Annotated in this window: 17 protein-coding genes; 6 read left to right on the plus strand and 11 right to left on the minus strand. The window is 63.9% G+C overall.

Annotation, left to right across the window (positions count from 1 at the left end; genetic code table 11):
• Positions 1-51: 51 nt before the first annotated feature.
• The 5 genes from L6637_RS19510 to L6637_RS19530 all read right to left on the minus strand — a co-directional run bounded on the left by L6637_RS19510 (position 52) and on the right by L6637_RS19530 (position 4,227).
• A complete protein-coding gene (locus tag L6637_RS19510; RefSeq protein WP_237871725.1) occupies positions 52-852 on the minus strand; it encodes a hypothetical protein in 801 nt (266 codons plus the stop codon).
• Between the two features lie 74 nt (positions 853-926).
• Complete coding sequence (locus L6637_RS19515) at positions 927-1,436, minus strand: OsmC family protein (RefSeq protein ID WP_237860428.1); 510 nt, start codon at positions 1,434-1,436, stop codon at positions 927-929.
• Between the two features lie 54 nt (positions 1,437-1,490).
• A complete protein-coding gene (locus tag L6637_RS19520) occupies positions 1,491-2,276 on the minus strand; it encodes an ABC transporter ATP-binding protein (protein WP_237860430.1) in 786 nt (261 codons plus the stop codon).
• 4 nt (positions 2,277-2,280) lie between these two features.
• Complete coding sequence (locus L6637_RS19525; protein ID WP_237871727.1) at positions 2,281-3,126, minus strand: ABC transporter permease; 846 nt, start codon at positions 3,124-3,126, stop codon at positions 2,281-2,283.
• A 129-nt stretch (positions 3,127-3,255) separates the two neighbouring features.
• On the minus strand, positions 3,256-4,227 hold the full coding sequence (locus tag L6637_RS19530; RefSeq protein WP_237871729.1) for an aliphatic sulfonate ABC transporter substrate-binding protein: 972 nt from the start codon (positions 4,225-4,227) through the stop codon (positions 3,256-3,258).
• A 188-nt stretch (positions 4,228-4,415) separates the two neighbouring features.
• Between L6637_RS19530 and L6637_RS19535 the strand changes: the two genes are divergently transcribed.
• Positions 4,416-7,205 carry a [protein-PII] uridylyltransferase gene (locus L6637_RS19535; RefSeq protein WP_237860437.1) on the plus strand — a complete coding sequence of 930 codons (2,790 nt, stop codon included), beginning with the start codon at positions 4,416-4,418 and terminating at the stop codon, positions 7,203-7,205.
• A gap of 115 nt (positions 7,206-7,320) precedes the next feature.
• Here L6637_RS19535 and L6637_RS19540 read toward each other — a convergent pair whose 3' ends face one another.
• Positions 7,321-7,851 (minus strand): methylated-DNA--[protein]-cysteine S-methyltransferase, encoded by a 531-nt coding sequence (locus tag L6637_RS19540; RefSeq protein ID WP_237871731.1) that lies wholly within the window; start codon positions 7,849-7,851, stop codon positions 7,321-7,323.
• 39 nt (positions 7,852-7,890) lie between these two features.
• Between L6637_RS19540 and L6637_RS19545 the strand changes: the two genes are divergently transcribed.
• The 3 genes from L6637_RS19545 to L6637_RS19555 all read left to right on the plus strand — a co-directional run bounded on the left by L6637_RS19545 (position 7,891) and on the right by L6637_RS19555 (position 11,107).
• Complete coding sequence (locus L6637_RS19545; protein WP_237871733.1) at positions 7,891-8,307, plus strand: DUF1304 domain-containing protein; 417 nt, start codon at positions 7,891-7,893, stop codon at positions 8,305-8,307.
• Positions 8,308-8,476: 169 nt separating this feature from the next.
• Positions 8,477-9,703: an ABC transporter substrate-binding protein gene (locus L6637_RS19550; RefSeq protein ID WP_237871734.1), complete on the plus strand. Its 1,227-nt coding sequence runs from the start codon at positions 8,477-8,479 to the stop codon at positions 9,701-9,703.
• A 177-nt stretch (positions 9,704-9,880) separates the two neighbouring features.
• Positions 9,881-11,107 (plus strand): ABC transporter substrate-binding protein, encoded by a 1,227-nt coding sequence (locus tag L6637_RS19555; RefSeq protein ID WP_237860445.1) that lies wholly within the window; start codon positions 9,881-9,883, stop codon positions 11,105-11,107.
• Positions 11,108-11,166: 59 nt separating this feature from the next.
• Here L6637_RS19555 and L6637_RS19560 read toward each other — a convergent pair whose 3' ends face one another.
• Complete coding sequence (locus L6637_RS19560; protein WP_060737395.1) at positions 11,167-11,592, minus strand: DUF1330 domain-containing protein; 426 nt, start codon at positions 11,590-11,592, stop codon at positions 11,167-11,169.
• A gap of 166 nt (positions 11,593-11,758) precedes the next feature.
• Between L6637_RS19560 and L6637_RS19565 the strand changes: the two genes are divergently transcribed.
• Positions 11,759-13,975 carry a transglycosylase domain-containing protein gene (locus L6637_RS19565; protein WP_237871736.1) on the plus strand — a complete coding sequence of 739 codons (2,217 nt, stop codon included), beginning with the start codon at positions 11,759-11,761 and terminating at the stop codon, positions 13,973-13,975.
• Positions 13,976-14,248: 273 nt separating this feature from the next.
• Here L6637_RS19565 and L6637_RS19570 read toward each other — a convergent pair whose 3' ends face one another.
• The 4 genes from L6637_RS19570 to L6637_RS19585 form a co-directional block, all read right to left on the minus strand.
• Complete coding sequence (locus L6637_RS19570; protein ID WP_237871737.1) at positions 14,249-15,088, minus strand: M48 family metallopeptidase; 840 nt, start codon at positions 15,086-15,088, stop codon at positions 14,249-14,251.
• 217 nt (positions 15,089-15,305) lie between these two features.
• Positions 15,306-16,634, minus strand: coding sequence for a polyhydroxyalkanoate depolymerase (locus L6637_RS19575; protein WP_237860452.1), 1,329 nt, complete (start codon positions 16,632-16,634; stop codon positions 15,306-15,308).
• A gap of 121 nt (positions 16,635-16,755) precedes the next feature.
• Positions 16,756-17,574, minus strand: a complete 819-nt coding sequence (locus L6637_RS19580; RefSeq protein WP_237871739.1) for an ABC transporter permease — start codon at positions 17,572-17,574, stop codon at positions 16,756-16,758.
• Positions 17,571-18,374 carry an ABC transporter ATP-binding protein gene (locus L6637_RS19585; RefSeq protein ID WP_237871741.1) on the minus strand — a complete coding sequence of 268 codons (804 nt, stop codon included), beginning with the start codon at positions 18,372-18,374 and terminating at the stop codon, positions 17,571-17,573. The genes L6637_RS19580 and L6637_RS19585 overlap by 4 nt, the downstream gene beginning before the upstream one ends.
• A gap of 111 nt (positions 18,375-18,485) precedes the next feature.
• On the opposite strand from L6637_RS19585, the gene L6637_RS19590 reads away from it, so the two are divergent.
• Positions 18,486-19,796 (plus strand): ActS/PrrB/RegB family redox-sensitive histidine kinase, encoded by a 1,311-nt coding sequence (locus L6637_RS19590; RefSeq protein ID WP_237871743.1) that lies wholly within the window; start codon positions 18,486-18,488, stop codon positions 19,794-19,796.
• Positions 19,797-19,862 lie beyond the last annotated feature (66 nt).

Genomic DNA, 19,862 nt, shown 5'->3' on the forward strand with positions numbered 1-19,862 from the left:
AATACCGGAGAAATACGAGGAGGATCACCGCAAAATATCCGTACGCAACGCTTACGTTCCAATGCGTCGCGCTCTACGCCCATTCCACCACAGCGTCAGGTTCCACGTCACGCAGGTTGCAAGCGCGAGGCAAAGGCCAACCGCTGATCCAAGTTTCTCCACCGCAACGTGCATGACGGCGATCGCCATGCCGAAACCGAGCAGGCCCCACGCGGAATTGGCGAGCACGGCGGCGGTCGGCGGGCCGCCAATGCGGGGATGCAGGATCACCATCATGCTGGAGAACACCACGGGGAACAGCGCAATGATGCCGCTGATGCGAGGGCCGACCCAATTCGACGTCGAGACGACGATGGCGACGAGAGTCGCGACCAGCGCGGCCCGCATCGGGATGTCGTACCAGCGGCGCGTCACCAGCGGCATCTTCACGTGGCGATAGCCTGAGAGCAGCGGAATGCAGATGCCGAACGCGATGAAGTTCGCGGTGAGGCCCGCGGTGAGTGTCCAGTCGAACATGCGGATGACCGATGCGATCGCGATCCAGACCGCGAACGCGCTGCCGCAGCTCACCGCCATGCTGTGCCGCTGCGCCAGCACGACATAGGTGAGGCCCATGAAGATCGTTGCGGCGTTGACCGGCAAGCTCGACAACGCGCCCTGCGCGATGAAGGCGGCGTCATGGTCGATCGCGAGGAAGACGTAGGAGGGGCCGGCGGAAACCGGCAGCGTCGCAACCAGCGCTCCGATCGCCGGCCCCGAGCGCTCGGTGATCACAGACGCCGACACGACGAACGCCGCCGCGATCGCCATGCGCAGGAGGAGGAAGACGATGAAATGGAGGTCGGGGGACATTTTGTCTGTCATTCCGGGGCGCGCGAAGCGCGAGCCCCGGGACGACACCAATTGCTGCGGTTACGACCTGCGCCTCACACCCGCTGCATCGACACCGAAACCTTCGGGCCGTTCTTGATGGTCTGATAGACCACGCAATAGCGCTCGGTGAGCTTGAGCAGGAGATCGAGCTTGTCTTGCGGTGCCGGCGTGTCGACCTCGAAGCGGAGGCGTATCTCGGCGAAGCCGACCGGGGTCTCCTTGTCGATGCCGAGTGTGCCGCGGAAATCGAGATCGCCCTCGGCGTAGACATTGCCGCTTCTGAGCGGCACTTCGATCGCGGTCGCAACCGACTTCAGTGTGACACCGGCGCAGGCAACGAGCGCTTCCAGCAGCATGTCACCGGAGCAGAGCTCGAGCCCTGAACCGCCGGTGGCCGGATGCAGGCCAGCCGTCGCGATGGCGCGGCCGGTCTCAACCTTGCAGGCGATGCCTTCGCTCTCGGTCGAGCCCTTGGCCTTCAGCGTGATCATCGCGGTCTTGGGATCGGACTTGTAGCGTTCCTTGATAGGGGCCTGCATCTGGCGCAGCTCTGCGGCATCCATCTTGTTCTCTCCCGGGAAAATTGTCTCTCGATGTACCGGCTCGGGGCGAAAATGTCACCACCACATGGCCTGACCGGGACCCTGGGTTGCGTCACGGTCGGGCACGTTGCGGTCGAGCGAACGGTCGAGTGACGTCAGCACACTTCGCTTGAAATTCTCGAACAGCGGCGAATTGCGGTCGCGCGGACGGGTCAGATTGATCTCGATCTGGTCGAACAGCCGACCGGGCCGCGGCCGCATCACCAGCACGCGATCGGCCAGCACGACGGCCTCGTCGACGTCATGTGTGACGAGGATCAAGGTCGGCCGCGTGTCGGCCCAGAGGTCGAGCAGATGATCCTGCAGGTCCCGACGGGTGAAGGCATCGAGCGCGGAGAACGGCTCGTCGAGCAGGAGCACTTCGGGTTGCGGCACCAGCGCACGCGCAATCGCGACCCGCTGCGCCTGTCCGCCCGAGAGCTCGCGCGGCCAGGCCTGCGCCTTGTCGGCGAGGCCAACGCGTGCCAGCGCTCGCGCCACCTTGTCGCGCCGCTCGGCCGCCGGCAACTCGGCGATACCGAAGCCGATATTGTCGGCAACGCTGAGCCAGGGCAGCAGCCGCGGCTCCTGAAAGATGATGCCGATCTTGGCGTGCGGCGAGGCGATCGCCTCGCTGTCGAGCGTCACCGTGCCGGAACTGGCGCGGTCAAGACCCGCGATGGCGCGGAGCAATGTGGATTTGCCGCAGCCGGAACCCCCGATGATTGCGATGATCTCGCCCTGCCTGATCTCGGCGGAAAAGCGCGCCAGCGCCTCGACGCCGTTGGGATAGGTCTTGCTGACCCGGTCGAGCGCCAGCATCGCCTCAAGCTCCCTTCGCGCGGCCGAAGGCGTCCTGCCAGCGCAGGAACGGTGCCGCGGCGACCTCGATCAGCCAGTCCGTCAGCTTGCCGAGAATGGCGAAGATCACGATGGCGGCGAGGATTTGCGCCGGCTTGCCGAGTTGCTGGCCGTCGAGCAGGAGATAGCCGAGGCCTTCGGAGGCGCCGATCAATTCGGCGGCGACCACGAACATCCAGCCGAGACCAAGGCCAACGCGCAAGGATACGACATAGGCCGGCAGCACGGCGGGCAGCAGGATGCGGCGGATCATCGCGAAGCCTGAGAGGCGGAAGGTGCGGCCGACCTCGACGATCTTGCGATCGACCGAGAGGATCGCGCCCATCACGCCGAGATAGACCGGGAAGAACACGCCGACCGCGATCAGCGCGATCTTCGATGTCTCGAAAATGCCGAGCCAGAGGATGAACAGGGGCACCCAGGCGAGCGACGGGATCGCGCGCAACGCTTGTACAGTGGGATCAAGAAGCCGCCGCGCCAGCGACCAATAGCCCGAAATGGCGCCAAGCACCGTGCCAGCGACGACGCCGAAGGCGAAGCCGAGCCCGACCCGCCACAACGTCGCGGCGATGTGGCGGAGCAGCTCGCCGGAGCGGGCGAGATCAGCGATGGTGGCGAAGACGCGCGAGGGCGGCGGCACCAGGCGGCCATTGGACCAGCCGGACCAGACCACCAGCTCCCAGCCGAGCGCGAGGATCACCGGCAGCAGCAGCCCCAGCACCGGCCGCGCATGGCGCGACAACCGCGAGGCCGCGCCGGCGCTCTCGGCTGGTTCCGATGATTGTTGCAGCACTGGTGCGTCGGAGATCATGGCCGGTAGGAAACGCGTCTGGCGAGGGATTGCAACATGACTCTTGCCGCGCTCTCCGCTGTCGTTCCCGGGGCGCGCGCGGCGCGAGCCCGGGACGACGCAGTGTGTGTGGCGCCGCTCTGCCTCTTACTAATTCGCCGGCAGCGGGACCTGGTCGTCGATCAGCGCATCCAGCGTCGCCTTCACGTCGACCTTGGCATCGACGACGCCGGCCTGTTGCAGCGCGAGGCCGGCAGCGAGGATCGACTCGCGCTGGGGCGCGCCGATACGGCTGTGGGTGAGCTCGGTGCGCTCCTTGAGCTGCTTGTCGACGACGGCCTCGGGCAGTTTTGTCACCGCAATGAAGGTCTTCTTCAGATCATCGTAGTTGGCGAGCGAATATTTCCGCGCCTCTTCGTAGGTTGCGAGCACGCGGCGGGCGGCGTCCGGATAGTCCTTCAAGAACTGCTCGCGCACATTGAGGATGCCCCAGGTGTTGGCGTCGGCCTTGCGATAGAACAGCTTCGCGCCCTCCTCGATCTCGGCCTGCGCCATCATCGGATCGAGACCGGCCCAGGCATCGACGTCGCCACGGATCAGCGCGGTCTTGCCGTCGGCATGCTGCAGCAGCACCGACGTGATGTCCTTCTCGGTGAGCCCCGCGCCCAGCAGCGCACGCACCAGGAAGATGTGCGGATCGGTGCCGCGCGTCACCGCGACGCGCCTACCCTTGAGATCAGCGACATCAGCGATCTTGGAATCCTTGCCCGTGACAAGCGCGGTCCACTCAGGGCGTGAGTAGACGTAAATCGACTTGATCGGATTGCCGTTGATGCGCGCGACCAGCGCCGCCGAGCCGGCGGTCGAGCCGAAATCGATCGAGCCGGCGTTGAGGAATTCGAGCGCCTTGTTGGAGCCCGCCGACTGCACCCAGGTGATGGTGATGCCGTCCTTGGCGAACTCCTTCTCCAGGAGCCCCTTCTGCTTCAGGACCAGCGACACCGGATTGTAAGTCGCCCAGTCGATGCGGATTTCCTTCAGCGGATCGGCCGCCCGCGCCGCGGGAGCCATGGCGAGCGCAACGGCTCCCGCCAGCAGAATACGTCGTGTGATGTCAGCCATGCCCAGCCTCCTCAAAAACTTCATTGTTTTTCAATGAGTTATGCCTAGAGCTCAACGAGAAAATCCCGCCCTTGAAAGCGCGTGGCCTGAGAACAATTTTGCTTCCAGCCGGCGATTTCCAGCATGGAACGACTATTGCTGGCGAATGGCTGATGACAGCGCCTGCCGCCTCTTATATCCGGTGAGACATGGATAGCGTTGCGACCGAGCATAAGCCACAGGTGGATGATCGTTTCGACACTGCGCGGATCACCGCCGCGGTCGATGCGCTTGCCGAGAAGCATCAGGGGCGTGAGGACACGTTCCGCACCGCAGTTGCTCAATTGCTCAAGGCGGAACTCATCGCCGCGCGGGCCGCCGCGCAGGCGATCCTGCTGAAGGACCGCCACGGCCGCCGCTGCGCCGAGCGCTTGTGCCACGTGCAGGACGAGATCATCCGCATTCTCTACTCGGCCGCGACCCGCCATCTCTATCGTTCACCGATCCCGAGCGGCGCCGAACGCATGGCGGTGGTTGCGACCGGCGGCTACGGCCGCGGCCTGATGGCGCCCGAGTCCGACATCGATCTCTTGTTCATCCTCCCCTACAAGCAGACCGCCTGGGGCGAGCAGGTGGCTGAGGCCATTCTCTATTGCCTCTGGGATATGGGTCTGAAGGTCGGTCACGCCACGCGCTCGGTCGACGAGTCGATCCGGCAGGCGCGTGGCGACATGACCATCCGCACCGCCATTCTGGAGACGCGCTTCCTCACCGGCGACCAGCCGCTCTATGACGAGCTTGTCGCGCGCTTCGACAAGGAAGTGGTGCAGGGCACTGCCTCCGAATTCGTCACCGCCAAGCTCGCCGAGCGCGAAGAGCGCCATCGCCGCGGCGGCCAGTCGCGCTATCTGGTCGAGCCCAACGTCAAGGACGGCAAGGGCGCCTTGCGCGACCTGCACACGCTGTTCTGGATCGCCAAATACGTCTATCGCGTCCGCGACACCGACGAGCTGGTCGAACGCGGCGTGTTCGACGCGCAGGAATATCGCAGCTTCCGCCGTTGCGCCGACTTCCTCTGGTCGGTGCGCTGCAATCTGCATTTCTACTGCGGGCGGCCGGAGGAGCGCCTGTCCTTCGACCTCCAGCGCGAGATCGCTGTCAGGCTCGGCTACACCTCGCATCCCGGCATGCAGGACGTCGAGCGCTTCATGAAGCACTACTTCCTGGTCGCCAAGGAAGTCGGCAATCTCACCGCCATCCTCTGCGCCAAGCTCGAGGACCAGCAGGCCAAGCCCGCCCCGGTGCTGAGCCGGATGATGGCGCGGCTGCGCCCGACGCCAGCGAAGCGGCGCGTGCCCGAGAGCGACGATTTCATTGTCGACAACAACCGCATCAACGTCGCCGCGCCCGACGTTTTCAAGCACGATCCGGTCAATTTGATCCGCATCTTCCGCCTGGCGCAGAAGAACAACCTTGCCTTCCATCCGGACGCGATGCGCGACGTGACGCGCTCGCTCGGCCTGATCAACGCGCAGATGCGCGAGAATCCCGAGGCCAACCGGCTGTTCATGGAGATTCTCACCTCCGACAACGCCGAGATCGTGCTGCGGCGGATGAACGAAACAGGCGTGCTCGGCCACTTCATCCGCGCCTTCGGCAAGATCGTCTCGATGATGCAGTTCAACATGTATCATCACTACACCGTGGACGAGCACCTGATCCGCTGCGTCGGCTTCCTCCAGGACATCGAGCGCGGCGGCATCGAGGAATTCACTCTCGCCAGCGATTTGATGCGCAAAATCCGTCCCGAGCACCGTGCGGTGATCTACATCACGACGCTGTTGCACGACATCGCCAAGGGTCGGCCGGAAGACCACTCCATCGCAGGGGCCAAGGTGGCGCGGCGGCTGTGCCCGCGGCTCGGCTTCAGCGCGTCCGACACCGAGCTCGTGGCCTGGTTGATCGAGGAACATCTGACGATGTCGACGGTCGCGCAGTCGCGCGATCTCTCCGACCGCAAGACCATCGAGAACTTCGCCGCCGTCGTGCAATCGGTCGAGCAGATGAAGCTCTTGACCATCCTGACCACTGCCGACATTCGCGGCGTCGGTCCGGGCGTGTGGAACGGCTGGAAGGCGCAGCTATTGCGCTCGCTGTATTACGAGACCGAGCCGGTGCTGACCGGCGGCTTCTCGGAGGTCGACCGCGGCAAGCGCCTCACGGCCGCCTACGCCGAATTCCGTCACGCCTTCGCCGAATGGCCGGCCGACGAGCTGGACGCCTATGTCGGCCGGCACTATCCGGCCTACTGGCTCAAGGTCGAGCTGCCGCGAAAAATTCGCCACGCACGCTTCGTGCGATCGAGCGAACAGGCCGGCCACAAGCTCGCGATCAATGTCGGCTTCGACGAGGTGCGCGGCGTCACCGAACTCACGATCTTCGCCGCCGACCATCCCTGGCTGCTCTCGATCATCGCGGGCGCCTGTGCTTCGGCCGGCGCCAACATCGTCGACGCCCAGATCTACACCACGACCGACGGCCGCGCGCTCGACACCATCTCGATCTCGCGTGAATACGATCGTGACGAGGACGAAGGCCGCAGAGCCACCCGCATCGGCGAGATGATCGAGGACGTGCTGGAAGGCAAGCTGCGCCTGCCCGAGGTGGTGGCGCGGCGCACCGTGCGCAGCAAGGCAAGGCCGTTCGTGATCGAGCCGGAAGTGACCATCAACAACCAATGGTCCGACCGCTACACCGTGATCGAGGTCTCCGGCCTCGACCGCCCCGGCCTGCTCTACGAGCTGACCACCGCGATCTCGAAGCTCAACCTCAACATCGCCTCGGCCCATGTCGCAACCTTCGGCGAGCGCGCCCGCGACGTGTTCTACGTCACCGATCTCCTCGGCGCGCAGATCAACGCGCCGACGCGGCAGTCCGCGATCAAGAGCGCGCTGACCCATGTGATGGCCGGCGACAAGGCGGTTCAGCCGGCGGCGTGATCTTCTTCCGTCATTCCGGGGCGATGCGCAGCATCGAACTATGGTGCGCAATTGCGCACCTGAGAATCTCGAAGTTCCGGGTTCGCCCTATGGGCGCCCCGGAACGACCGAGGCTTCAAACCTCCACGCCCTCATGCCTGAGCAGCCACTTCTTCCGCTCCAGCCCGCCGCCGTATTTCACCAGCGAACCGTCCGCGCCGATCAGGCGGTGGCACGGCAGCACCACGCTGATCGGGTTGGAGCCGTTGGCATGGCCGACGGCGCGGATGGCCCTGGGCATGTCGATCCTTGCGGCCATCGCGCCATAGCTCATCGTCGTGCCTGCCGGGATTTGCGCCAGCGCGGTCCAGACCTTTTGCTGGAACGGCGTGCCGGCGATGCGCCATGCGACACGCGAGAGCTGATCGAGATCGCCCTCGAAATATGCCGACAGCGCGGTCTTCATCGCCGTCGGCGCTAACTGATCGCAGAGCTCCACCGCGCCGTAATGCAGGCGCAACAACTCGCGCATCCGATGCTCGTAGTCGTCCCAATCGAGCGCGCGCAAATGGCCTTCGGCGTCGGTGACGAGCAGCGCGGTCCCGATCGGCGTCGCCAGCCGATCGAGGCCGAAGCGTTCAGGTATCCTGCTTGATCGCTCGGGCATGGCAGCACCATTGCATCGAAACACGGCATCGCACTTGCCATGCCGGCCGTGCTAACGTCCACCCGAAAGCTGACGCTTTTGGGGGAGCTCAACTTGATTCTTGTCGCCAATGTCCTGGTGGCGCTGGTCGCCGCACTGCACGCCTATTTCCTGATCCTGGAAATGTTTCTCTGGGACAAGCCGCTCGGCTTGAAGACATTCCGCAACACGCCTGAGAAGGCCGAGATCACGAAAGTGCTGGCGGCCAATCAGGGGCTCTACAACGGCTTCCTCGTCGCCGGCCTGATCTGGGGGCTGCTGCATGGCAATCCGGCCTTCGCGTTCGAGATCAAGGTGTTCTTCCTGCTCTGCGTGATCGTGGCCGGCGCTTATGGCGCGGCCACCGTCAGCACGCGCATCCTGATCGTGCAGGCGCTGCCGGCCGCGATCGCGCTGGTTGCGTTGTTCCTGGCGTAAGACGCTGCCGGCGAAAGACTCTGGCCTAGCCTGAGACGCTTCAGCGCGACGCCGCGATCCTTGCGCGGCGTCCGCCGTTCCTCCACACTCGCCAGCAGCGATGGCGACCGTTGCAAGCAACGGGAAAAGACCGTCGGCCGGAAAATTCCGTCAGGAGGAACAACCCAACATGAGCACTCGCAGAGCCTTGATAGCTGCCACGGCGGCGCTCGCCTTCGCGTTGTCCGCCAACCAGGCCCTCGCCCAGAAAAAATACGACACCGGCGCGAGCGACACCGAGATCAAGATCGGCCAGACCGTGCCGTTCTCCGGCGCCTACTCCGTCTACGCCAATATCGGCAAGACCCAGGCGGCCTACTTCAAGATGATCAACGACCAGGGCGGCATCAACGGCCGCAAGATCAACCTGATCCAGTATGACGATGCCTATTCGCCACCGAAGACCGTCGAGCAGGTGCGCAAGCTCGTCGAAGGCGACGAAGTGCTGTTCACCTTCCAGATCATCGGCACGGCCGCCAACGCCGCCGTGCAAAAATATCTCAACGGCAAGAAGGTCCCGCAGCTGCTCGCCTCCACCGGGGCGGCGCGCTTCAACGATCCGCAGAACTATCCCTGGACCATCGCCTATAATCCCAACTACATCTCCGAAGGGCGGATCTACGCGAAATACATTCTCAAGGAACACCCGAACGCCAAGATCGGCGTGCTCTACCAGAACGACGACATGGGCCGCGACTATCTCGCCGGCCTCAAGAGCGGGCTCGGCGACAAGGCCGCCGGCATGATCGTCGGCGAGGTCTCCTACGAGGTCACCGACCCGACGGTGGACTCGCAGGTGGTGAAGCTGAAGTCGATGGGCGCCGATCTGTTCTATGACGCGTCCACGCCAAAGTTCGCGGCGCAGGCGATCAAGAAGCTTGCCGACCTCGGCTGGACGCCGGTGCACATCCTCGACATCAATGCGAGCCCGATCTCGGCGACATTGAAGCCGGCCGGCCTCGATATCTCCAAGGGCATCATCTCGACGCAGTACGGCAAGGAGCCCGGCGATCCCCAGTGGAAGGACGATCCCGGCGTGAAGGCCTTCTTCGCCTTCATGGACAAGTATTTTCCGGAGGGTGACAAGCTCAACACGGTCAATACCTACGGGTATTCGGTGGCCGAGCTGCTGGTGCAGGTCTTGAAGCAATGCGGTGACGACCTGACGCGCGAGAACGTCATGAAGCAGGTCGCCAACATCAAGGATTTCACCCCGAGCTTCGCGCTACCCGGCATCAAGATCAACACCGGGCCGAACGACTACCGGGTCAACAAGCAGATGCAGATGATGAAGTTCAACGGCGAACGCTGGGAGCTGTTCGGACCCATCATCGAGGACTCGGGTCCGGCAGGTTAGTTAACGGCGTAGGGTGGTTTACGCCCCGCATGGCTAACCCACCCTACGAACTGCCAGCGCCCCCCGCCTTGCGTTGCAACAACGGTTCCTTCACACTCGCGCCTAGCGATGGCGTCGGGTGCGCGGCAGTGCCGTCCGGCAAGACCATCTGCAAATAACAAACCGAGGAAATTGCGAATGAGGAACGGACTTTTGCATCTGGTCACGGCGACGGCGCTCACCCTTGCGCTCTCGGCCTCTGCGGCCAATGCCCAGAAGAAATATGATCCCGGCGCCAGCGACACCGAAATCAAGATCGGCCAGACCAATCCGTTCAGCGGACCGGCCTCGGCCTATGCCACGATCGGCAAGACGCAGGCCGCCTATATGAAGATGATAAATGATCAGGGCGGCGTGAACGGCCGCAAGATCAACCTGATCCAGTACGACGACGCCTATTCGCCGCCGAAGGCGGTCGAGCAGGTGCGCAAGCTCGTCGAGAGCGACGAGGTGCTGCTCACGTTCCAGCTTCTCGGCACCCCCTCGAACGCGGCGGTGCAGAAATATCTCAACTCCAAGAAGGTGCCACAACTTTTCGCGGCCACCGGCGCCTCCAAGTTCACCGACCCGAAGAACTTCCCGTGGACGATGGGCTTCAATCCGAACTACTTCGTCGAGGGCCGCATCTACGGCCAATACATCATCAAGAACCATCCGAACGCCAAGATCGGCATCCTCTATCAGAACGACGATCTCGGTAAGGACTATCTGAACGGCATCAAGGCCGGCCTCGGCGACAAGGCGGCTGGCATGATCGTCGCGGAAACGTCCTACGAGGTTTCCGATCCCACGGTCGATTCGCAGATCCTCAAGATCAAGGACGCCGGTGCCGACCTGTTCTTCAGCGCGACGACGCCGAAACAGGCCGCGCAGGCGATCAAGAAGATCGCCGAGCTCGGCTGGCACCCGGTGCAGATCCTCGACATCAACGCCACTTCGGTCGGTGCGGTGATGAAGCCCGCAGGGCTCGAGGCGTCCAAGGGGGTGATCAGCGTCAACTACGGCAAGGATCCGCTGGACCCGACCTGGAAGGACGACCCCGGCATGAAGAAGTATTTCGAGTTCATGGCGAAGTACTATCCCGAAGGCGACAAGGACTCGAGCTTCAACAGCTACGGATACTCAACCTCGCAATTGATGATCTACGTGCTTCAGAAGTGCGGTGACAACCTGACCCGCGAGAACGTCATGAAGGTTGCCACCAGCCTGAAGGACGTGCAGCTCGACCTCTCGCTGCCGGGCATCGTTGCCAACACATCGCCGACCGACTATCGCGTCAACAAGCAGCTTCAGATGATGAAGTTCAACGGCGAGCGTTGGGAGCTGTTTGGCCCGATCCTCGAGGACGCGGGCCCGGCGGGCTAGTGATCGAACTTTGGAATGCGATCGGCGGCCCAAGGGCCGCCGATTTTCTTTGCGAGCGTCTATTCCGGTATCTCGCCAAAATTCTTCCCCACCGGCAGCACCGCGTGGCGGATCAGGCGCGAATCCTCCACCGCCGCCTGCCGGTGCTTCACCGCTTCGCGATAGACGGGGTCCCGGATCATCTCGACGAAGGCGGCGACGCTCGGGTATTCGGCGATGAAGCAATGGTCCCAGCGTTCGTCCTGCGGGCCGATCAGCATCAGCTCGAACCGGCCTTGCCAGACGATGCGGCCGCCGAGGCGCTCGAACACCGGGCCGCTCTCGCGGCCATAGGCCGCATAGGCCTCGGCGCCGCTGGCCTTGCGGCCGTCGGGATAGGCGGCTTCTTTGCGTAAGCGCACCAGATTGAGCATGTGGATCGGGCCGGGGCGGTCGTTGTCCCGGAATTGCGCGAAGATCTCCTTGGTCGGATCGATGTGGCCCATAGCCGTTTCCTCTTCTTATGCGTTCGATCCTACTGCCCGCGCGCCGGAAGCGGAACTGCGGCGGGCGAATGCCGCACCTCCTAATCACGCGTTAACCTCAGGGTAACCGGGCCTTAAACAGCGACCGCTAGCGTGCGGCGGGGCGGGGTGACCGGGCGTTTTGCGTATGGGGTCGGCAAAGAAAAAGGGTGGGCGGAAGGAGCCGTTGTTCGGCTTGCCCGCGGCGCTCGCCGATCTGCGCCTGACGGCGGCGGATCGCATTCCCGGCGGCGGCGACCACAAGCCGAAGAAATCGGCCAGCAAGCGCAAGGCCGAACCCTCCGACGACGAGCCCCCGCGCGAGCGCAAGGCCCCGGCCAAGAGCAGCGGCGCCAAGCGCCGGTCGCGATCATCCGTCAGCGTCGGCCTCGGCCGCCTCGTCTATTGGGGCGCCGTACTCAGCCTGTGGGGCGTCATCGCCGTGATCGGCGTCGTGATCTGGGTCGGCGCCCATCTGCCACCGATCCAGTCGCTGGAGATTCCAAAACGCCCGCCAACGATCCAGATCGTGGGCATCGACGGCACCCTGCTGGCGCAGCGCGGCGAGATGGCCGGCGCCAACGTGTCGCTGAAGGATCTGCCGCCGTACTTGCCGAAGGCGTTCATCGCGATCGAGGACCGCCGCTTCTATTCGCATTTCGGCATCGATCCCGTCGGCATCCTGCGCGCGCTCGTCACCAATGTGCTTCATCACGGCGTGTCGCAGGGCGGCTCGACGCTGACGCAGCAGCTCGCCAAAAACCTGTTCCTGACCCAGGAACGCACCATGGCGCGCAAGCTGCAGGAGGCGGAGCTCGCGATCTGGCTGGAGCGCAAGCATTCCAAGAACGAGATCCTGGAGCTCTATCTCAACCGGGTCTATTTCGGCTCCGGCGCCTACGGCGTCGAGGCCGCCGCGCAAAAGTATTTCGGCAAGCCGGCCAAGAACGTGACGATCGCGGAAGCCGCGATGCTGGCGGGCCTGGTCAAATCGCCCTCGCGGCTTGCGCCCAACCGCAATCCGGAAGGCGCGGAAGCGCGCGCGCAGGTCGTGCTCGCGGCGATGGCGGATGCCAAGTTCATCACCGAAGCCCAGGCGCAGGCCTCGATCGGCCACCCCTCCTACAATGTGAAGCCGGTCGGCGCCGGCACCGTGAACTACGTCGCCGACTGGATCGGCGAGGTGCTGGATGATCTCGTCGGCCAGATCGACGACAGCATCAAGGTCGAGACCACGATCGATCCGAAGCTCCAGGCGCTGGCGGAAGCCGCCATCATCGACGAGCTCGCGGCCAAAAGCGTGAAATTCAATGTCAGCCAGGGCGCGCTGGTGGCGATGACGCCTGACGGCGCCGTGCGCGCCATGGTCGGCGGGCGGAACTATTCCGAGAGCCAGTACAATCGCGCGGTGACCGCAAAACGCCAGCCGGGCTCATCCTTCAAGCCGTTCGTCTATCTGACGGCGATGGAGCAGGGGCTGACGCCCGACACCATCCGCCAGGACGCGCCGATCGAGGTCAAGGGCTGGAAGCCCGAGAACTACACCCATGAGTACTTCGGCCCGGTGACGCTGACGCAGGCGCTGGCGATGTCGCTCAACACCGTCGCCATCCGCCTCGGCCTCGAGGTCGGACCGAAGAACGTGGTGCGCACCGCGCACCGGCTCGGCATCTCCTCCAAACTCGAGCCCAACGCCTCGATCGCGCTTGGCACCTCGGAAGTCTCCGTCGTCGAGCTGGTCGGCGCCTATGCGCCGTTCGCCAATGGCGGTTTCGCGGCCACGCCGCATGTGGTGACGCGGATCAAGACGCTCGACGGCAAGCTGCTCTACATGCGCCAGCCCGACGAGCACAACCAGGTGGTCGAGCCGCGCTATGTCGGCATGATGAACAGCATGATGCGGGAGACGTTGATCTCGGGCACCGCGAAGAAGGCCGATATCCCCGGCTGGCAGGCGGCCGGCAAGACCGGCACCAGCCAGGATTATCGCGACGCCTGGTTCATCGGCTACACGTCGAACCTCGTCACCGGCGTCTGGCTCGGCAACGACGACAACTCGCCGACCAAGAAGGCGACCGGCGGCGGCCTGCCGGTGGAGGTCTGGACCCGCTTCATGCGCGCGGCGCACGAGGGCGTGCAGGTCGCGGCCCTGCCGAACCTGCAAGGCAATTGGGGGCCGTCGAACCTGGTGCAGATCTCATCGCAGATATCGCCGCCGACCCAGGCGGCACCCGGAGCTTCACCTGCGCCGGTCAGCAATGGCGGCTATCGCGCCCCGCCGCCGACGCGCACCAATGTGCGGCCGGAGCCGGCTGCAGGGCTTGATGGCTGGCTGATGGACCGGCTGTTTGGCGGAAATCGGTAGCGACCAAGCAAGATCGCGAAAACAACCCCATGCACAGTAGACCGCATGTCGCGGCGTGATGTGCGGTGGGAGTGGCGACATCGTTGATATGGCTCGCAGATCAACGACTATGGCGCGAGGCACGCTATGTTCGCCCCAAACATCACTGGATTCCCCGCGAAGGCGGGGAATCCAGTACGCCGCAGCCTCTCGGTTCAACAATGACCGCCTCTGGAATACTGGATCGCCCGCCTTCGCGGGCGATGACAGCGTCAGTTGAGGCAACAGCGCGGCCTAATCCTCGACCCCGTACCGGTGCAGGTCGTTGCCACAGGTGTCGAGCCACTTCTTGGCGCGCTCCATGGACGGGCAGATCTTGCCGCAGACGCGCCAGAACCTCGCCGAGTGGTTCATCTCGACGAGATGGGCCACCTCATGCGCGGCGAGATAGTCCAGCACATAGGGCGGCGCGAGGATCAGGCGCCAGGAGAATGACAGCGAGCCGGCCGAGGTGCAGGAGCCCCAGCGGCTGGACTGATCGCGGATCGACAGCCGCTTCACCTTGACGCCGAGCTCGGCGGCGTGGATCTCCGCCGAACGCTGCAGATCCTTGCGCGCCTCGCGCTTGAGGAAGTCGTTGACGCGGCGATCGACATGCTCGTGGCCACCGGCGACACAGAGAATGCGTTCACCGCTGTCGCGAGTTTCCGCCCACACCGTGCCGCGGCTGCCTGCGCGATGCACGATGCGATGGGGAACGCCGCGGAGCGGTATCACTGTGCCAGGCTGGAACGGCGCAGCCTTCGGCAGACGACCGAGACGTGCCGCGATCCACGCGCCATGACGCTGCGCGAAGTCCTTGGCTTCGGCGAGCGTGCCGCGCGGCGGCATCGTGAGGATGGCTTCACGATCACTCGGATGGATTCGCAGCGTGTAACGACGCGCCCGCCGGTGTCTGCGCAGCCGGATCGCAAAGAATTGCGATCCATGGCTGATGACAAGGGTCTTCGGTTCGTGGGGCCGCCGATAAAGGAGTGCGCGTGTGGCCATGTCTGTCAGTCCGGGGAGCAGGAGATCGCCCGGATTCTGCCATAACCGCCGCCAGGGAAAGCGCTCGGCGCAAAAACAAATCATTTGCCCAATATACAGGGGTCTGGCTTCCGGGAGACCCTACAGACTGGGGTTGGAACCCGCTTTTTTCGCCCCCGCTGGACGCATGCGGCACCCCCAAGGGGTGAGGGGTGACTCACTCCTAGAAGACTACCTAAATACCCCGAATCTGATGGGAACCAGACCCTCCCGGAAGGTCTGGGAGAGCCCGAAATTTCGACGGGAAAGCCGAAATTCGGGATTATTCGGCTGCAAGCGCCTGCAACGAGCTCGGATTCGCAGCCGAGACCATGAAATCGTGGATACGCGGCACGATTTCCGACTTGAAGCGCGAGCCATTGAACACGCCGTAATGTCCAACGCCCTTCTGGACGTAATGAACGCGGCGATGATCCGGGATCGAGCTGCACAATGCGTGTGTTGCTTCGGTCTGGCCGAGACCCGAGATGTCGTCGTTCTCGCCTTCGACCGTCATCAACGCAACGCGCGTCACCTTGGAGGGATCGACGCGCGTTCCACGATGGGTCATCTCGCCCTTCGGCAGCGAATGTTTCACGAACACGGTGTCGACCGTTTGCAGGTAATACTCGGCCGAGAGGTCCATCACCGCGAGATATTCGTCATAGAACTCGCGATGCTTGTCGACGAGGTCGCCGTCGCCCTTCACCAGATGGGCGAAGAGCTGCTTGTGGGCGTCCATGTGGCGGTCGAGGTTCATGCTGATGAACCCGTTGAGCTGGAGAAAGCCCGGATAGACGTCGCGCATCATGCCCGGATGCGGGAATGGCACCTTGGTGATGACGTGGTTGCGGAACCAGTCGATGCCGCGCTCCTGTGCCAGATTATTCACGGCGGTCGGATTGCGGCGCGTGTCGATCGGACCGCCCATCAGCGTCATCGAAGTCGGCACGAATGGATCGCGCCGCGCTTCCATGATCGAGACCGCGGCGACGACAGGCACGGAAGGCTGGCACACCGCCATCACATGGGTGTTGCCACCCAGCACATGCAGCATCTCGATGACGTAGTCGATGTAATCGTCGAGGTCGAAGCGGCCTTCGCTGAGCGGCACCATGCGCGCGTCGGCCCAATCGGTGATGTAGACCTCATGCGCCGGCAGCAAGGCCTCGACCGTGCCGCGCAGCAGCGTCGCGTAGTGGCCGGACATCGGCGCCACGATCAGCACACGCGGCTGCGGGCTGCGCAGCGGGCGCGCGAATTTGCGATCGAAGTAAAGCAGGCTGCAGAACGGCTTTTCCCAGACCGAGCGGACCTCGACAGGGACGCGGATGCCGTTGACCTCGGTGTCGTTGAGGCCCCATTCCGGCTTGCCGTAGCGGCGCGTGGTGCGCTCGAACAATTCGCAGGCCGCGGCGACCGACTTGCCGACTTCGGTGCGCGCCCAGGGATTCAGCGGATTCTGAAACAGCAGCTTGGTCGCATCGGTGACTGCGCGCGCCGGATTGAGAGAGGCGTGGGCCATCTCATACATCCAGTACATCGGCGTGGTCAGGACCGGGCTGCCTTCTGCCGCCAGCGGCGGCGCGCCGCCAAACTCACCAATAGGCATGATCAAATTCCTCTTCGCATCGCAGCATACTGCCGAATGCGTAATATTGCGTCAATGCATGGTTCCGTACATCTACGTGGCCAGACCGGCCAAACCAGCCTGAATCCACGATAAAGTGACGTTATTCGCCGCCCGAGAGCAGCGAGCCGTGCTTCCGGGCGCTGCGCAAAAGGGCAAGGAATGCCCCAAATGAAGCCAGCAGAAGCCCAGCGTTGATGGCTAACGCGTCCAGCATCAAATCGGTTCGGAAGGTGTTCTCGATCAGGAGCGCGCGCATCCCCTCGAACACGTAAGTCGGCGGCAGCGACCAGGCGATGGCTTGCAGCCAGTGCGGCAAGACACTGACCGGATAATAGACGCAGGCGAGCGGCATGATCCCGAACATCAAGGTCCAGACGATGCTCTCGGCGCCAAGGCCGTTCCGCAGCACCAGCCCCGACACGAAGATGCCGACCGACCAGCTGGTGAAGATCAGATTGCAGAAGAAGGCGATCAGCGGCAGGCCAAGGCTGTAGACATTGAAGTGAAAGAACGCGATCGCGAGCAGCGTCATCGGGATCACGCCAATCGCGAGCCGGATCAGGCTCATCGCCATCAACGAGAGCAGAAACTCGATCGGCCTCAAGGGGCTCATCATGAGGTTGCCGAGGTTGCGCGCCCACATCTCTTCCAGAAAGGAGATGGAGAAACCGAGCTGGCCGCGGAACAGGATGTCCCAGAGAATGACAGCGCCGATCAGCGTGCCGCCGGCGCGCGCAAAGAAATTGGCGTTCTGGGCGATGTAGAGCTGAAGAAAGCCCCAGGTGATGATCTGGAGCGCCGGCCAGTACAACAGCTCGAGCAGCCGCGGCCAGGACGACATCAGCAGATACCAATAGCGCAGGATCATCGCGCCGATGCGTTGCACGGAGATGCCGCGGTGGAGGGCGAGCTCGCTCATCGCGTCCCCTCCTTCGCACCATTCACCCGTCCGCGCGCGACGTCCAAAAACACCTCTTCCAGCGTGCTGCGGTTGTAGCGGGCCATGATGGCATCGGGCGTGTCGTCGTCCTCGACGCGGCCGCGCTTCATGATGATGACGCGGTCGCAGAGCCGCTCGACCTCGAGCATGTTGTGCGACGCAAGCAGGATGGTGGCGTTGTTGTCCTTCCGATAGCGCTCCAGATGGCTCCGCACCCAGTCGGCCGTATCAGGGTCGAGCGAGGCGGTCGGCTCGTCCAGCAGCAACAGCTCGGGCTGGTTGATCAGCGCTTTCGCCAGCGCAACACGGGTCTTCTGCCCGGCCGAGAGCTTGCCGTTGGCGCGGTCGATGAAATCGTTGAGATCGAGGTCGTCAGCCAGCTTTGCGATGCGGTCCGCGAGATGCCTGACTGCATAGAGCTTGCCGAAAATCGTGAGGTTCTGCCGCACCGTCAGCCGCATCGGCATGTCGACATAGGGGCTTTCGAAATTCATCCGCCCCAGCACCTCGGCACTCTCCTCCGGCATTCGATGACCGAGCACGCGGACACGGCCGGAGGTCGGCAGCACCAGCCCCATGATCATGGCGATGGTGGTGGTCTTGCCGGCGCCGTTGCCGCCGAGCAGCCCGGTGATGCTGCCGCGGGGAAGCGAAAAGGAGATGCCGTCGACCGCGCGGGTCTGCTTGTAGACCTTGACGAGACGATCGACCTCGATGGCCGCGGACGAAATGCCCTCCGCGACAGTCGGCCAGCTTGAAGCCTTGGAGTTCTCAGTCATGCTGGAGGCGTTCTTCCGCCATTGCGCGGTGGAGTGCAAGACTTGTAACTCGTTGGAATCGTGGGCCAGCGTGTTTGTGATAGGACACGCGCACCGCTAGATTGGCCTGTCATGACCGAGACCGCCGCTTCCGACTTCCGCCCGTCGCAACGACATATCCGCCTGGACACCATCCTGCGGCTGCGCTGGCTTGCGGTGCTGGGCCAGTTAGCTGCGATCTTCATCGTGGCGCAGGGGCTCGAGTTCGATGTCGCCATTGTTCCCTGCGTCAGCATCATCGGCCTGTCGGCCATGCTCAATCTGGTGCTCCAGACTGCGGTCAATCCGATGCAGCGGCTGGAGCCGATCCACGCAGCCGCGCTGCTGGCGCTCAACATCGTGGAACTGGCCGGGCTGTTGTTCTTCACCGGCGGATTGCAGAACCCGTTCTCGTTCCTGTTTCTCGCGCCTGTCCTGATTTCGGCCACCGCCTTGCCGGCCCGGCTGACCTTTGGCCTGGGCATTCTGGCGGTCGCCTGCGCCTCGATCCTGTTCTTCGTTCATTTCCCGCTGCCATGGGACTCGGAAGATCCGGTGGTGCTGCCGCCGATCTATCTCGTCGGCGTCTGGCTTTCGATCGTGCTCGCGATCGGCGTCACCAGCCTCTACTCGTTTCAGGTGACCGAGGAGGCGCGCAAGCTGGCGGACGCGCTCGCCGCGACCGAGCTGGTGCTGACGCGCGAGCAGCATCTGACCCAGCTCGACGGCCTCGCCGCCGCGGCCGCGCACGAGCTCGGCACGCCGCTGGCGACCATCTTCCTGATCTCGCGCGAGCTGGAGAAGACGGTGAAGGATCCGGTGTTTGCCGCCGACCTGAAGACCCTGCGCGAGCAGACGCAGCGTTGCCGCGACATCCTGAGCAAGATCACCCAGCTCTCCTCCACCGGCGCGCCGTTCGACCGCATGAAACTGTCCGAGCTGATCGAGGAAGTGGTGGCGCCGCATCGCGATTTCGGAGTCGACATCAAGGTGCGGATTGCCGTGGCCGCGACAGCCGAGCCGGTCGGATCGCGCAATCCGGCGGTGCTCTACGGCGTCGGCAACATCATCGAGAACGCGGTCGATTTCGCCAACTCCGCGGTGGAAGTGAACGCCTGGTGGAACAACGACACGATCGAGATCGTGATCTCCGACGACGGCCCGGGCATTCCGCCCGATCTCATGAACCGGATCGGCGAACCCTATCTGTCGCGGCGGCGCAGCCACGATGCCGGCGGCGGCCTCGGGCTTGGCGTGTTCATCGCCCGCACGCTGCTCGAACGCACCGGCGCCAAGGTCTCGTTTACCAACCGGACCTTTCCGGAACACGGCGCGGTGGTGCAGATTGCGTGGCCGCGCGAGCGTTTTGAGGCTATCGAGAGCTTCGAGGAAACAATAGGATAGGCCGCGACCTTGCGTCGCACATGAGGCCGGATCGACTATTGGCGGCCTTGGCACCGCCTGATTGCG

Source organism: Bradyrhizobium zhengyangense (assembly GCF_022012435.1).
GTDB classification, from domain to species: Bacteria; Pseudomonadota; Alphaproteobacteria; order Rhizobiales; family Xanthobacteraceae; genus Bradyrhizobium; species Bradyrhizobium zhengyangense.